At 51.2% G+C, this 13,676-nt stretch carries 11 protein-coding genes; 10 read left to right on the top strand and 1 reads right to left on the bottom strand.

The window, feature by feature from the left end:
* The first annotated feature begins 432 nt into the window (after positions 1-432).
* From LF95_RS22385 to LF95_RS22345, 9 genes are all read left to right on the top strand, one after another.
* Positions 433-942 carry an Hcp family type VI secretion system effector gene (locus LF95_RS22385; RefSeq protein ID WP_305790990.1) on the top strand — a complete coding sequence of 170 codons (510 nt, stop codon included), beginning with the start codon at positions 433-435 and terminating at the stop codon, positions 940-942.
* Positions 943-1,169: 227 nt separating this feature from the next.
* The gene (locus tag LF95_RS22380; RefSeq protein ID WP_083607912.1) at positions 1,170-3,275 is read left to right on the top strand and encodes a type VI secretion system Vgr family protein; all 2,106 of its coding nucleotides are present in this window, start codon (positions 1,170-1,172) and stop codon (positions 3,273-3,275) included.
* Between the two features lie 3 nt (positions 3,276-3,278).
* The gene (locus LF95_RS22375; RefSeq protein WP_073957436.1) at positions 3,279-3,536 is read left to right on the top strand and encodes a PAAR domain-containing protein; all 258 of its coding nucleotides are present in this window, start codon (positions 3,279-3,281) and stop codon (positions 3,534-3,536) included.
* Between the two features lie 86 nt (positions 3,537-3,622).
* Complete coding sequence (locus tag LF95_RS22370; protein WP_073957435.1) at positions 3,623-4,582, top strand: DUF4123 domain-containing protein; 960 nt, start codon at positions 3,623-3,625, stop codon at positions 4,580-4,582.
* On the top strand, positions 4,575-5,543 hold the full coding sequence (locus LF95_RS22365; RefSeq protein WP_073957434.1) for a hypothetical protein: 969 nt from the start codon (positions 4,575-4,577) through the stop codon (positions 5,541-5,543). The genes LF95_RS22370 and LF95_RS22365 overlap by 8 nt, the downstream gene beginning before the upstream one ends.
* A gap of 11 nt (positions 5,544-5,554) precedes the next feature.
* Positions 5,555-7,201 carry a lipase family protein gene (locus LF95_RS22360; protein WP_143182157.1) on the top strand — a complete coding sequence of 549 codons (1,647 nt, stop codon included), beginning with the start codon at positions 5,555-5,557 and terminating at the stop codon, positions 7,199-7,201.
* An 8-nt stretch (positions 7,202-7,209) separates the two neighbouring features.
* Entirely contained in the window at positions 7,210-7,551 is a 342-nt protein-coding gene (locus LF95_RS22355; protein ID WP_143182156.1) for a hypothetical protein, read from the top strand.
* A gap of 65 nt (positions 7,552-7,616) precedes the next feature.
* Complete coding sequence (locus LF95_RS22350) at positions 7,617-8,798, top strand: tetratricopeptide repeat protein (RefSeq protein ID WP_215905739.1); 1,182 nt, start codon at positions 7,617-7,619, stop codon at positions 8,796-8,798.
* Positions 8,795-9,667, top strand: a complete 873-nt coding sequence (locus tag LF95_RS22345; RefSeq protein WP_143182155.1) for an alpha/beta hydrolase — start codon at positions 8,795-8,797, stop codon at positions 9,665-9,667. The genes LF95_RS22350 and LF95_RS22345 overlap by 4 nt, the downstream gene beginning before the upstream one ends.
* Before the next feature lie 4 nt (positions 9,668-9,671).
* Here LF95_RS22345 and LF95_RS22340 read toward each other — a convergent pair whose 3' ends face one another.
* A complete protein-coding gene (locus LF95_RS22340) occupies positions 9,672-11,777 on the bottom strand; it encodes a tetratricopeptide repeat-containing sulfotransferase family protein (RefSeq protein WP_073957431.1) in 2,106 nt (701 codons plus the stop codon).
* A 556-nt stretch (positions 11,778-12,333) separates the two neighbouring features.
* On the opposite strand from LF95_RS22340, the gene LF95_RS22335 reads away from it, so the two are divergent.
* Positions 12,334-13,392: a helix-turn-helix domain-containing protein gene (locus LF95_RS22335; RefSeq protein WP_073957430.1), complete on the top strand. Its 1,059-nt coding sequence runs from the start codon at positions 12,334-12,336 to the stop codon at positions 13,390-13,392.
* Positions 13,393-13,676 lie beyond the last annotated feature (284 nt).

The following is a 13,676-nucleotide window of genomic DNA, read 5'->3' as shown; positions in this document are numbered from 1 at the left end:
TGCCAAAGGATATTCATGATCAGGCAGAAGCCTGGATGAAAAGGCACGCTGATCTGTCGGCTTCATAGTCATGTGCATGCTGTCAATGTCGACTGTATCCCGCTTCGCAATATGAAGCGGGATTTCGTTTTTTGGGGCGGTGCGAATCACATTGTCACTACGCTTTCAAATGGTACCAAAAAAGGCCTTCAATTACGGCGTGCGGGCGGATTTCCGCTTGAGCGGGCGGAAATCCGCCCGATAGTTCAAAATTCAAACTGATGAAAAATCCATTTTTATTCATTATTATCAATAAGTTATGCTGAATTGAAAAAAATGCGAAATTTGTGAAATTTCGGGCAGACGCTGCTCAATGGGTTGAGGCATGGTTCTTTCACACCGAACGCGGTGAAACGATTTGTCCAACTTGTTAATGGAGATTTTCCTATGCCGATGCCAGCATATCTTACCATCGAAGGCGAAACCCAGGGCCTGATCACCCAGGGCGCAACCACCTTTGACAGCATCACCAACGAATGGCAGGCTGGCCATGAAGATGAAATCATGGTTCAGGCTTTTGATCATTCCGTGATCACCCCGCGTGACCCGCAGTCGGGCAATCCGACCGGCACCCGTATTCATCAGCCGGTGACCTTCACCTGCACGCTGAACAAGGCCGTTCCGCTGATGTACAATGCTCTCGTCACCGGCGAGCTGCTGCCGAAGGTTGAACTGAAGTGGTACCGCACCCAGGCATCCGAACAGGTTCACTTCTTCACCACCTCGTTTGAAGAAGCCCTGATCGTTGATATCAACTGCGCGATGCCGCATGCCAAAGATCCGGCCACCAAGGACTTCACCCAGCTGGTCGATATCAAAATGACCTATCGTAAAATCATGTGGGAACACGTTGTTGCCGGTACTTCCGGTTCCGACGACTGGCGTTCCCCTGTCCAGGCTTAAGGTCTGTTTTTCCCAACCAGACCTGCCGGACCTGTTTATCGGGTCCGGCTTCCTGTGTTTGTGCGGTTGTGTGCAAGAGCTGGCAGTTTTTTTTGTTATTCGGCCACGTTTTTGCCACTTCCACACGTCAGGGTTGCGGTTTCCGGGTGAAAACCGGTTCTTTTGGTTTAAAGGATCTCCCGGTTGGGGTGTTTTAATGTAATCGCGTTCGCAGCAAGAGGCGCACCATGAATCATATCATTTCGGAAGAAACCCTCTCGGGGCTGGCAAAACGGTTTTTATCGCAGGACCAGGATCTGGCATTCGCCTTTACCGGTGCTGTCGGTGATTTTTCCGTTGTTGGCTTTGAAGCACGCGAAACCATTAACGCACCGTTCGAGATTTCCATCAATCTTGCCTCCACCGACCCGGCGATAGACCTGCATTCCCTGATAGATGCCCCAGGTTGCCTGGGTATTTACAATAAATATGATGAAGTCCGGTATTTGCACGGGATCGTAACCGAGGTTGAACGGGGCGATAGCGGCATTCGCCGTACCTTTTATTCCGTAACCCTGCGACCGACATTAAGCCGCCTTGATCACGGGTCGGACAGCCGCATCTGGCAAACCAAAACCGTGCCCGAGATTGTTTCCGAGGTGTTCAAGGAATATAGCATCACCGATGTGGAATGGCGCCTGAATGGTCAACATTCCCCGCGTGAATATTGCACCCAGTATCGCGAGACCCATCGTGCCTTTATCGAGCGCCTTTTGTCGGAAGAAGGCATTTTCTATTATTTTGAACATTCCGAAAACAGCCACAAGCTGATCCTGACCGACGCGCCGCTGGCAACGCCGATGCTGCCGAATGCCGGCAAGATCGAATATAATTCCCGTCCCGGCGGGCAAAATCGTGGTAGCTGGATCAGTGCCTTTTCCCAGCGTGAAAAGCTGCGTTCATCCAGGTACGAGATGAACGATTATACCTTTAAAAACCCGCCCGCCAATCAGCGCCGCAATCAGGCCGCGCAGGAAAATAATGGCCTGCAGGGGGATTATGCCCTGTATGATTATCCGGGTCGCTACAAGGACCCGCGTGTTGGCAGCGATTTTACCAAGCACCGGATTGAAAGTGTGCGGGTCGATGCCACAACCGGCCACGGCCAGACCAGCAATATCCAGCTTTGCCCAGGGTATCATTTTGAACTGACCGGCCATGACGATGCCAGTGCAAATGGCCGTCATCGTATTTTGTCTGTCCAGCATAGCGGCACACAATCCGCCGCGCTGGAAGAAGATGCGGGCAGTGGAGCCACCACCTATAAGGCCAGCTTCACCACCATGCCGGGCCATTTGCCCTATCGTGCGCCATTGGCGCAAAAGCCGCTGGTTGACGGTCCGCAGATCGCGCATGTGACGGGACCGGAAGGCGAGGAAATTTACTGTGATGAATTTGGCCGCATCAAGGTGTGGTTCCCGTGGGACCGTCACGGGGAAAAGAACGAAAATTCATCCTGCTGGATCCGCGTAAGCCAGAACTGGGCCGGTGGGGCCTGGGGGCATATGGCGATCCCGCGTATCGGCCATGAAGTGATTGTTGATTATCTGGAAGGCGACCCCGACCAGCCGATTGTCACCGGGCGGACCTATCATGCCACCAACCGCCCGCCTTATGGCCTGCCGGAAAATAAAACCCGGATGACGATCAAATCCCAAACCCACAAGGGAGAGGGTTATAACGAATTCCGGTTTGAAGACGAGGCCGGGCGCGAAGAAGTCTTTATGCACGCGCAGAAAGACCATAATACCATCATTGAAAATAATGAAACCCACCAGATCGGTAATGACCGGTCCAAAACCGTTGCCCATGACCAGAGCGAAAGCATTGGCAACGACAAGACCATCAATGTCAAAAATGACCATACCGAAAATATCGGTAACGACATGACCTATTCTGTTGGCCGCAACCAGCAGGAAAAATACGGCAAGGATCATGTTCATACGGTGGGCAATATCCATAAACAGTCGATCTATGCTGATCATCTTTATGAAACCGGCCGCAATTATGAGGGCTCGGTCGCCGGGACCTACAAGATGGATGTGGGTAAAACCATCACCACCAATACCGGCACCCATACCCTGATGGCATTTGAAAAATTCATCATCAAAGGACCGGGTGGCAAGATCATCCTTGATTCATCGGGCATTACGCTTGAGGCGCCGAAAATAAACCTCAAGGGCGCAGTGTCGATGGGCGGATCGGGCTCCGCCCAGGTGCCGACATTGTCGATGGCGGCTAATGAAGGCCTGCCGATTTGCGAAGAATGCGCCAAAAAGGCCGCGGAGGAATAAGCCATGAAACCGGTAGCACGGGTCGGTGACAAGGTGGATTGTTCCAAACATGGCAGCGGCTCCATTTCGGCCGGCGGGCAGTCGCTGGTGGATGGCAAGCCGGTTGCCCGTGTGGGCGATAAATGCAGTTGTGGCGGCACCATTACCCAGGGGTCCAGCCAGTCGATGGATAACGGCAAACCGATTGCCTATGTCGGATGCGCGATTAGTTGTGGGGGCTCTATTACATCAGGCTCGCCAACGGCAAAGGTTAAGCCCTGAGCCATAACGGGGTATTTGGATCAACAAATTTGACGGTGTTTTGACGATCTAGCGAACGTGAGTCTTTCAAAGGTTGGGTGGGCGTGATGTCTGTATCCGAGGCCTGGATTGGTGATTGTCATCTCAAAGAGATTGACGGGCAGCGTGAATGTCGCTGTCAGGTCGCCGTTTGGGCCGATGGATTTGATGTTTTTCACGCCCGACTGATGGAGCACCTTGAGGCGCAAGGCCTGAATTTGCTCTGGGTTGAGGAAGGTCTTAGCGCCTCGCATTATCTGCGCCGTCATCGTGATCAACAAAGCCAGATTGGTGTCTTGGCCCGCGCAGTACATGGTGGGCACCCTGTCGAATTGGGTCCGGTGAATTTCCAGAATGTCGGGATCGGGCCCGAAGCCGAACAAAATTATCTCGCCTACGACGACATTGCCGATCCATCTCCGCTGGATGACCAGTTTGGCGTCTGGCCGGTCAAAAACGTCCCCGACATGTTGCTTGACCCGCTATTTGGGCAGTTGGAACCAGAAAACTCCGAGATCGCGCAGGATGGTGATGTGAGCCGCGGGCCGGTGATGCGGACCTATGCGATTATAGATGCGGCAAAGCTGCAATCAGGCTTTGACGAGATTGCGGAATGCGGTTTGCCCTGTCGATGTCTTTTTAAAGGACAGGCGGCGCAAGACCTTAAAGACGTCGCCCCTTATCTGCTAGAGCTTGATCCGTCCGCAGATATGACGCGCCGGTTGTTAACCTACAATCCCAAACTGCCCGAAAGCATGACAACCGCCCATTTGTGGCACAAGGAGCCAGGGATTTATATTCGGTCGTGCATCGGGTTTGAGGATATCTGGCGGCATTTTCGCAAGTTTGTCCGCATTCAGGATGAAAGCGGGAAATGGTTTTATTTCCGGTTCTGGGAACCCTCGGTTCTGAGCCAGCTTCCCGATATATTAGCGCCGGAAAACGGAAAGCTGTTTTTTGCCAGAGACCTGACATTTGTCGTGCTAACAGCAAACCCCAACGCAGGCAGGATCATCCGACGTGTTTGAAAAACTGTTTTTACGCTGCCGCAAGGTTCTCATGCTCGTGCTTTGCACGCTGGTTATGGCCTGTAAACAGGAGGCGGACGTGGATACGATCAATATTGACGATGTGAAAGTGGATACCAGCGACTGGCGTGATTATTGCGTTGGCTATCACTCTTTAAAAATCCCGCCTGGGCTGAAGCCTTCGCTTCATCCGGCTACAAATATCGACTGGCATTATCCACATATCGAGCGCAATTTTCAGGGCTCAGCGCTGGATTATATTCACGGAAATGAACTTTATGGTGGGACTGTTTTTTCTACTCGCGTTAATGGGTGGGAATTTGTGGTTGCAAAGAAAAGGATAGATGAGGATTTAATTTCTGATCGCATGCTGGTCATGATGGGCGCGCAGAAGTTTGGTGGGAATGTTATTTCATTTAAAGAAGACGCATCAATTTCTATTGTAGGTGATGGATCTGATCCCAAATACTATGCTTTTTACGCAAAAATGAATGCTGAGCCTGTAACTGAAAAAAATATATCAACCGGGTTTTGTTATGATGGATATGTTTTTTCCGGTTATAATCCTCGGCATTTATATGATTTCACCGTTGATATTTTGAGTGGATCCGAAAAAGGCCGTCATGGATTTGAACTGGTGCTTTCGCAGAAAATTGAGTCTCCAAAGTCAGATGATCGACCATTGGCCCCGGTTGGGGATGTCAATATGGTTCCCAATATTATTCAGTCTGAACAAAAGGATATTACCGGAGGTCGTGGATATCGCGGTTCCATGACACACATTTGGGATGCCCAGGATGGCGCTGACCGGCACTGGATCAAGGCGCTTTTCTTGGGGCCAGAGAAGAATGTCAAAACGCCTCTTATCGCGATTGAGACGATTGGTGATATTCGTGCCCGGAATTGGGAAAATAGCAAAACGGAGTTTTTAGGGTTCCTGAGTAATATTAAACCTAATTGAGGAGGCAGGTCTTGGTTCAGTGTCCTAAAGATGTTGTTATACCAGTTGTTCTTATTCCTGGTATAATGGGGTCGCGCTTAAGGCAGAAGGCTAATCCTGATAAAACAATTTGGGATCCTGATGATGTTGCCCTTATGTTCAAAAAGTACGGCGTCGCAGGCGGGTTTTATATTAATCCTCTACACTTTACCGGGATAGGGCAAGCCTTTGAAAACGCCGACATGTCTGTGCCAGGTGATCATACATTGGAGGGAACTTCTGTAGCTTTGTCTGCCAGTGCACGAAAAAAGGCTCTTATTGGTGGGGCGTCATTCAACAAAAACTATCTTGAACCAATGGAATATTCGGACCATGAGAATATTTCCAATGCTTCTGATGGATTTTGGGGATCGCAGGTCGAACGAAATTGGGGATCTGTCGCCTGGAGCTCTTATGGGTCCATCTTGGAAAAACTGGAACAGCAATTTCCGCAAACACTAAGCCTTGCCGTAAAAGAGGTTAACCCGGAATTCAGTCTGGTGGAAATGCCGGTTTTTGCGTTGGGATATAACTGGTCGGCATCCAATGATGATTCCGGAAAATATGCCGCAGATAAAATAACGGAATGGGTCGCAAAGGCAAAGCAGCGTGCGGAAGATATTGGTGCGCAATGCCCGGGGGCGATCGTTTTGACCCATTCGATGGGCGGGCTTGTGGCCCGGTCTGCAGCCATGATCCACGGGGTTGCGGGCGATATATTCGCCGTTTTACACACGGTTATGCCAACGGACGGTGCGGCAACGGCATATAAACGCTTTCATTTTGGGTTTGAACATCCTGAATTCAGCATTTTTTCGCCGATTGACGGTGCGTTTGAAAGGGCCGGATATGTGGTTTTGGGGCGTCAGGGGCAATTGGTAACGTCCATTTTGGGGCATATGCCGGGCGGGCAGGAATTATTGCCGAACAAACGTTACAAGGACAATAGTGGCAAGGCTCAATGGCTGACGGTTCAAAATCCAGAGCGGAATTGGGCGGTTAGATGGATGTCGGATGACGAACCATTTATCGAATTACCTAAAAGTAATCCTTATACCGAAATCTATCGTCGCGAGGATCGGATGTATCGGGCGGCAAATCCGGACTGGTTGTTTCCAGAGGGGATGGAGGACTTGCCTCAGCATACCGCTCCGTTTGATTATTTTATAGATATTAATAGGAAAGCAGAAAAGTATCACGACAAAATCGCGGCTGCCGGCGATTTCCACGAAGTAACCTATCTTTGCTACAGCGATGATCCGGGCCTTAAAACCTATGACCGGGTTGATTGGGAGAGCGCGAAACCTTTGGGGTCATGGGGGCGGGACGTGAGTGAAAAGGATGTTTCGGCGGACAGGACCGATGATTATCGTCGGGAGGATTTGCTTTGGGGCAGTGAAGAGGACAAGGAAATTTCCGGTGGCTGGGTTGGCACGGATTTCAAAATAGCCTCCGCAAGCGGTGCAGGCGACATGACGGTACCAGCCAGTGCAGGGCGGTTTGTTGCTGGCGTACCCAAATCACGCCGGACGGGCCACAAGAACGGGTATATGCACGAACCTGCCCTGAAAGCAGGCATTGTGGAGACCTGGGTGAAAGACACGATGGTCGATGTTTTGGGCAAATGTACGCTGTATTGAGGCATGATATGATGTTGTTGAATGTAAAAGAACTTGATGGTCTTAAAAATTCAGCGCAATCAAGCCGCAAACGCAAATTGAAGGCGATTTTTCTTGCTGAAGTGGCAGGGGTTCCGTCTCAGGAAAACGCGCCAGAAGTGTTCTTTGACAGGAATTTTGATACGGCCCTGAAACTTCCTTCCCTTCGGGATGATGAATTGCTTGATTTGTGCCAGATCGCCTATTTTCAACAGGTTGATCTGGAAGATCTGGCCGCTTATCAACGGTGTGAGAAAGAACAGAAATGGCCCGCCAGAGCATTGTATCTTTCGGCAGAACTGGAAGCCGTTAAAGAAAGCAGCGGTTTGTGATTTAATTTCGGCTTGCTTGGCACGCAGATAGTGATGATTGTTTGTGCCGTTGGATCAGGGCCCTGATGACAGATGGAACAGCAATGACGCCGATGCCTGCCGCCACCGATGGTTCCGCGATGGAACACAAAATCCGCACCGCGCTGGAAAAACAGGAATATGCGACGGTTGAAGCCCTGTGTCGCGAGATGCTGGTGCAATCGGGGCCATTGCATGTTTGGCGCTGGCTGGTTCTGGCATTACGTCACCAGGGCAAGGCGGAAGAAGCCCGTCCCATTCTTGAAATGCTGGTCGAACAGGTGCCCGGCAATTTGGAGATCCGCTTTGATCTGGCAGAAGTTTTGTTGCTTTTGGGTGAATTTGGCCGGGGCTGGCGGGAATATAAATACCGATATAGTCTGGGACATACCCAGCATATGGACCGCAAAGTGCAAAAACCGTTGTGGGATGGCCGGATTTTGCGCGACAAAACCCTGTTGGTGCATGATGAACAGGGCTTTGGTGATACCTTTCAGTTTCTTCGTCTGATTGGGGTGGCAAAAAAACGCAGTCAGGCCCGTATCGTATTGCAAATTCGCGAAGAGCAACAAGGCTTTGCCCGGCGAATGGAAGGCATTGACGAGGTGATCCTGCAAGGTGCCTTGCCACCCCCCTTTGACATGCACTGTCATTTGATGACATTGCCAATGGCCTTGGGCCTGAAACCGCAGGATTTGCCCGGTGAAATCCCCTATCTGAAAACCGATCCCGCACGCCTGGAAAAATGGCAAAACCGCCTAAAGGATGTGCCCCGTCCGCTGGTCGGGCTGGTATGGGCCGGGCGGCCAACGCATTTGAACGATGCCAATCGTTCGCTGTCTTTTGCCCAATTGGCCCCGCTTGGCGATGCCGGGGTGACATTTGTGTCTGTGCAAAAAGGCGAGCGCGCCGACGACGCCAAAAAACCGCCTGCGGGAATGAAAATGATCAGCCTGTCAGACGAGATCGAGGATTTTGAAGATACCGCAGCGATATTTCAGGTTCTTGATCTGCTACTTTCGGTTGATAGTTCGCCGGTTCACCTTGCAGGTGCGTTAGGGTGCCCGGCGTGGGTCATGCTGCCATTTGTGCCCGATTGGCGCTGGTTGCTAAACCGTGACGATACACCGTGGTACCCATCGGTGCGTCTGTTCCGGCAGCCGCGCATTGGAGATTGGGACAGTGTTATTAACAATATGCGTGTCACCCTGCAGGAGAAATTCGCGTGAAGCTGATCCGCTCCATTCTGGTGCTTGGCGTAATGGTGATATTGGCCGGCTGCAGCAATGTAGCTGCCCGACACGAGGTTCGGACACGCTTGGCGGCGGATGCCGGGTGGCAGGCCGGGGTTGTAAAGGCTGGCCTGTTTGATATTGCGGCCGCTTGGTCACCGGTTCAAAAGGGCGAGACCCTGTTTGTTTATCTGGAAGGGGATGGCCTGGCCTATGTAACGGCCTATCGCCCGGCAATGGACCCAACACCGACGGACCCGGTGGCCCTGCGTATGGCGTTGCAGGATATTCACCTAACGGGCATAGCAGCCCAGCCTGTAGTGTATCTGGCACGGCCGTGCCAATATACCATGCCGGAAAAGGGCGAAAATTGCAGCCGCAAATACTGGACCACAGCGCGGTATGCGCCAGAAATTATTCACAGCATAAGTTTGGCGATTGACCAATTCAAAGCTCGTTTTCGTGCCCGCCATCTTGTTCTGGTTGGTTATTCGGGTGGTGGGGCGCTGGCGGTATTGCTGGCAGCCGAACGCCAGGATGTTGCCGGGATTGTGACTGTGGCCGGTAATCTCGATTTGGCCTATTGGGCGCAGCGTGACGGGTTAACACCGCTTGCCGATTCTGTTGATCCGGCCCGCTTTGCGCCTCAGGTTGCCGATATCGCCCAGCTTCATTTTGCTGGCGGCCAGGATGACGCCGTTGGCCCCGACGTGACCCGGTCTTATATGGCGGCATTGCCTGACAGGTCAAAGGCGGAAATGGTTGTGATGGATCAGTATGACCATCACTGTTGCTGGGCCAGGGATTGGCACGAAATATCCCGCCGCCCGGAATTTACCCGCATTCCTTATTGGAACGGGCCGTAACGGCTTAGTCCTTTGCCAGCAGGATATCGGTTAGCGGTTTTAAATGCTTTGCATGTTTTTTCCAGCGGCCGATCGCGGTTTTGTATACCGGTTCGCGCACCTGGTTGACACTGGCGGTTCGGATGCTGCGGGCTGATTTGTAAAATTCAAGGCAATCCGCATTCCATGGTAGGCCGATAAAATCGGTCAGGCGGCGCGCCTGGCCTTCAAGGTTGGTGACGGTCTCTTCGTAATCAATTTCGATGAAATTTTCGGCGGGCAGAATGCTGCGCCAATGTGCCATCAATTCCTGATAGGCCAGATAAAACGCGCCAAGCTCTTCCAGGTCATAGCAAAACAACTGCTCTGCTGTGAAAAGTTTGCGATAACAAGACAGGCAGGTATCGACCGGGTCGCGACGGCAATGAATGATCTTGGCATTCGGGAACATTGCATGGATAAGCCCGACATAGAGGAAATTGGCCGGCATTTTATCGATATGATACTGGCAGGTTCCGGCATTTTTTGTTGCCAGTGCCAGGTAATTCTCTGCCATATCCTTCAGCGCAGCCGGGCTTATATTTGTGGCAAATTGCGGGTAGGGGCCAGCCTGTTCAACGATGGTTTGTAGTTTTGTAAGCTCTCCCGCCGGAAAAACATCGGGATGTGCACCCAGTATTTGTTCGGTCAGGGTGGTACCAGAGCGCGGCATGCCAACAATGAAAATTGGCATTTTGGAGGTGTCTCCCTGACCGGCATGGTTTTCCAACCATGTGCCTGTCAGGGTGGCCGCAATTTGGCGTATCCAGTTGCGGGTTTTATCAATGTCAAAGCTGAAAGTGTTGCGTTTCATCTGGTTGCCGCGGGCCAGATGGTCAAAGGCCGTTTTGGCAGCACCGCTATCAAGGTGAACCTTGCCCAGCACAAAATGAAACATCATCTCGTCATCAATTGACAGGCTGAAGCCGCCCTTTTCATATTCCGCCTGAAGGGCCAAAAGGGCCTTGTAGTCTGCGTCATCTGACTGGAAGGATTTGATGTCAGCAAGGCTGTTCCACGCAGCAAGACAGCGGGGATTGCGTGCCAGAATCTCGCGCAGGGTCTCTATGGCAGGCTGCTTTTGCCCGCTATTCATATAAAGCAGCGCAACATTAAGCTGTGCCTGTTCCTGCTCGCGTCCCGGCAGCGATGCTGCCTTGCGATAGGCGGTCAGGGCATCTTCAATTTTGTCCTGGTCATGCAAAATTTTGCCCAGGGCGTTATGTGCTGCGGCCATATGCGGGGCAATTTCAATAGCGCGCGTAATTGATTTCAGCGCGGCATCAAGGTCGGCCCGGCCATGCAGAAGTTTGGCGCGGGCAATCAGGGCAGACGGGTGGTCTGGCGCAAAATGAAGCAGACTGTCCAGACGGCGCATCGCTTCGCCGGAATTGTTTCGTTTCAGTTCCAGATCGACAAAATTGGTATAGGCATCAATCAGTTGCGGATTGATTTCCAGCGCCTCGCGCAGATGGCTGGCTGCTTCATCATAGTCCCCCTGTCGTGTCAGCAAATGGGCCAGATTGCTGTGTGCCTCGGCATAATTGGGGTGCAGGTCGAGCGCGGTCTGGTAATGCGTATGGGCATCTTCATATCGCCCGCTTAACAATAGCGTATTGGCAAGATTATTGCGGGCTTCCGGGTTTTCCGGTTCCAGGCTTACGACCTTTTCCAGGCACGAAACGGCCTCGGCAAGTTTGTTTTCTTCCTGCAGGATAATACCCAGATTATTCCACCCGCCCACATAATCCGGTGTTTTGGTAATAGCCTTGCGTGCGGCAGCTTCGGCCTCGGCCAAATAGCCCTGCTGACGGCAAATTTCCGCACGATTAGCCAGATAAACGCCGGGCGCATAATCTGGCTTGCAGGCCTTGCGCATGTAATCCAGGGCAAGGCCGGGTTGCTGGTAGGCATGGGCAATCAGGCCCAGCAAATGAAAACATTCAATTTGTTCGGGCGAGACATCAAGAACACGACGGGCCAGTATTTCGGCTTGCTGCGCCTGGCCCGCATTCCAATGGGCATAGGCCCGTTCAATCGCCTGCGGAATGGTAAGCTGTTCGTCTGATCCCGGTGTGTTTGATGTCGTCATTCCGGTTTTCCAAGCTGGTGACGGGCTGTTATGTACCCGTTTGTGAATGTTTTTTCGGTTCTAGCAGATTAAAGACAGATGAGAAACCAGGCATGCAACCAGTGCCGCATTCGATGTTGGAGCCTTGGCCGGGGCCAATTTTTGCGGATTGTTTCGTAGATTTTTGGATCTTGACATATGCCCACTAGTATAGGTCACGAAATCCTGATGGGATGTAAAAGACTTCCAATGCTCGAAAATATGACTTTCATGGCTCGAAATCATAGAAATACATTTGGATTTCTTAATAAAAGTAGAAATCTATGTTTATGTATGTTTTGTAACTTTTGGTTGTTTGGTGTTGAATTCGTTTGCAGAGATGTAATTTACAATACTTTAGAATAGTTTTTTAACCTGCAAGTATGGTTTCTTATCTTTGATTCCTCTGTCTCTAGTCTGTTTGTTTTAGATATGGTACAAATTTTAAACTGAATCAAAAATACACCTCAAGTAGAGGTGAAGTCAGTTGGGTAGTTATCACTCTGTTTAGGTAAAACAGTTTTGATGGAAGGGATCCATGCCAGCACATGTGATCGAGAAATCTGTTTTCGATACGTCCCGTATCGCAGAACGAATGCGATATGATGTTTGGCGCGAGAGTATATCTTGCATTTTTGATGTTGATGCCTCGCGTGAGAACCGTGATCCGCATCGTTTTAATGTCACAATTAATGCTCTTCGCGTTGGTGATTTGATTTTGTCGGACATGCGCAGTGTGGCGCAATCCTGGCAGCGGCGTGCTGTTGAAATTGCGCGGGATGGGCTGGATCACTTCATGTTTCAGCTTTTTCTGGAGGGGAGTGCCGCCTGGGAAGACCGCTATGGGCAGCGTATTGCGCGTGCCGGAGACATTTTGGTGTTTGATCTGGCGCGTGAAATGCAATCGGTTACAACGGATCTAAGGCATCTGACGCTGATTATTCCGCGGCATCATATTGTGCCTTTGTTGAACCATCCTGATCAACATAACATGCGGGTATTGTCGGCATCTAAGCCGATTGTACAGATGCTGGCGGAATATATTCTGCTGCTTAACCGCAATTTACCGCTGATCGACAAGTTGGACGGGAAAGATTTGATGCCCGCCGTAACCGCGATGGTGGCGTCCTGCCTGAACAGTTTTGGGCCAATTGGTCGCAATGCGGCAGCTTCAGCAAATGATGATCTGGCCGATTTTCGTATTCGTTCCTTTATCCGGCAAAATCTGGGTAATCCGGATCTTGATGTTAATCAGATTTGTGATGCCTGTGGTATTTCGCGCAGTGCGCTTTACCGCCTGTTTCAGGAAGAGGGCGGCGTCCGCCATTTTCTGCGCGAGCAGCGTCTGGACAAGGCGATGCGGGATTTGCTCTCGCAATCCGCTAAGCAGATTGCCGTTATCGCGCGTGAAAACGGATTTAGTCATGCTAATGATTTTAGCCGGGCTTTTCGGCGTCGGTATGGCATGACGCCGCGTGAATTGCGTGGCAGCCGAATGGAATATGACAAAGGCGCACACGCATCCTCGCACGATGCCGGGCGTGAATATGAAGACTGGTTGCGCCAGATTGGTGCAAATACGCAAACAAGGTTTTAAGGGCGATGGTTCGTTTTGGGCCGTGAATGGCCTGGAAAAAAATAACGTTATGTGTCGATGCGTATAGATGTCAGCCCGCCAAATAGCGGCGAAAGATGAAATTTCCTAACAGCATGTCCCACACGTTTTTCTTTTTCCAGAGTGCGCGGTATCAATACCACAATCGAATTAACCTTGATGGTTTGGTGCGTTCTTGTGGCCGTTGGCTCGGAATCAGATCGGGAAAAGACCGGTGATCTTACTGGAATCCGGCACGATTTGATGGACAAAACAACCCTCGCCGA

Origin of the sequence: Thalassospira sp. TSL5-1, from assembly GCF_001907695.1 — a bacterium.
Taxonomy (GTDB): domain Bacteria; phylum Pseudomonadota; class Alphaproteobacteria; order Rhodospirillales; family Thalassospiraceae; genus Thalassospira.
The sequence above is the reverse complement of the archived record's forward strand: the minus strand, read 5'-3'. Positions and strand labels throughout refer to the sequence as shown.

Excerpts from the sequence above, each read along its gene's own strand:
- LF95_RS22385 (WP_305790990.1), top strand. The coding sequence starts at position 433 with ATGCCAGCATATCTTACCATCGAAGGCGAAACCCAGGGCCTGATCACC.
- LF95_RS22380 (WP_083607912.1), top strand. The coding sequence starts at position 1,170 with ATGAATCATATCATTTCGGAAGAAACCCTCTCGGGGCTGGCAAAACGG.
- LF95_RS22375 (WP_073957436.1), top strand. The coding sequence starts at position 3,279 with ATGAAACCGGTAGCACGGGTCGGTGACAAGGTGGATTGTTCCAAACAT.
- LF95_RS22370 (WP_073957435.1), top strand. The coding sequence starts at position 3,623 with ATGTCTGTATCCGAGGCCTGGATTGGTGATTGTCATCTCAAAGAGATT.
- LF95_RS22355 (WP_143182156.1), top strand. The coding sequence starts at position 7,210 with ATGATGTTGTTGAATGTAAAAGAACTTGATGGTCTTAAAAATTCAGCG.
- LF95_RS22350 (WP_215905739.1), top strand. The coding sequence starts at position 7,617 with ATGACAGATGGAACAGCAATGACGCCGATGCCTGCCGCCACCGATGGT.
- LF95_RS22340 (WP_073957431.1), bottom strand. The coding sequence starts at position 11,777 with ATGACGACATCAAACACACCGGGATCAGACGAACAGCTTACCATTCCG.
- LF95_RS22335 (WP_073957430.1), top strand. The coding sequence starts at position 12,334 with ATGCCAGCACATGTGATCGAGAAATCTGTTTTCGATACGTCCCGTATC.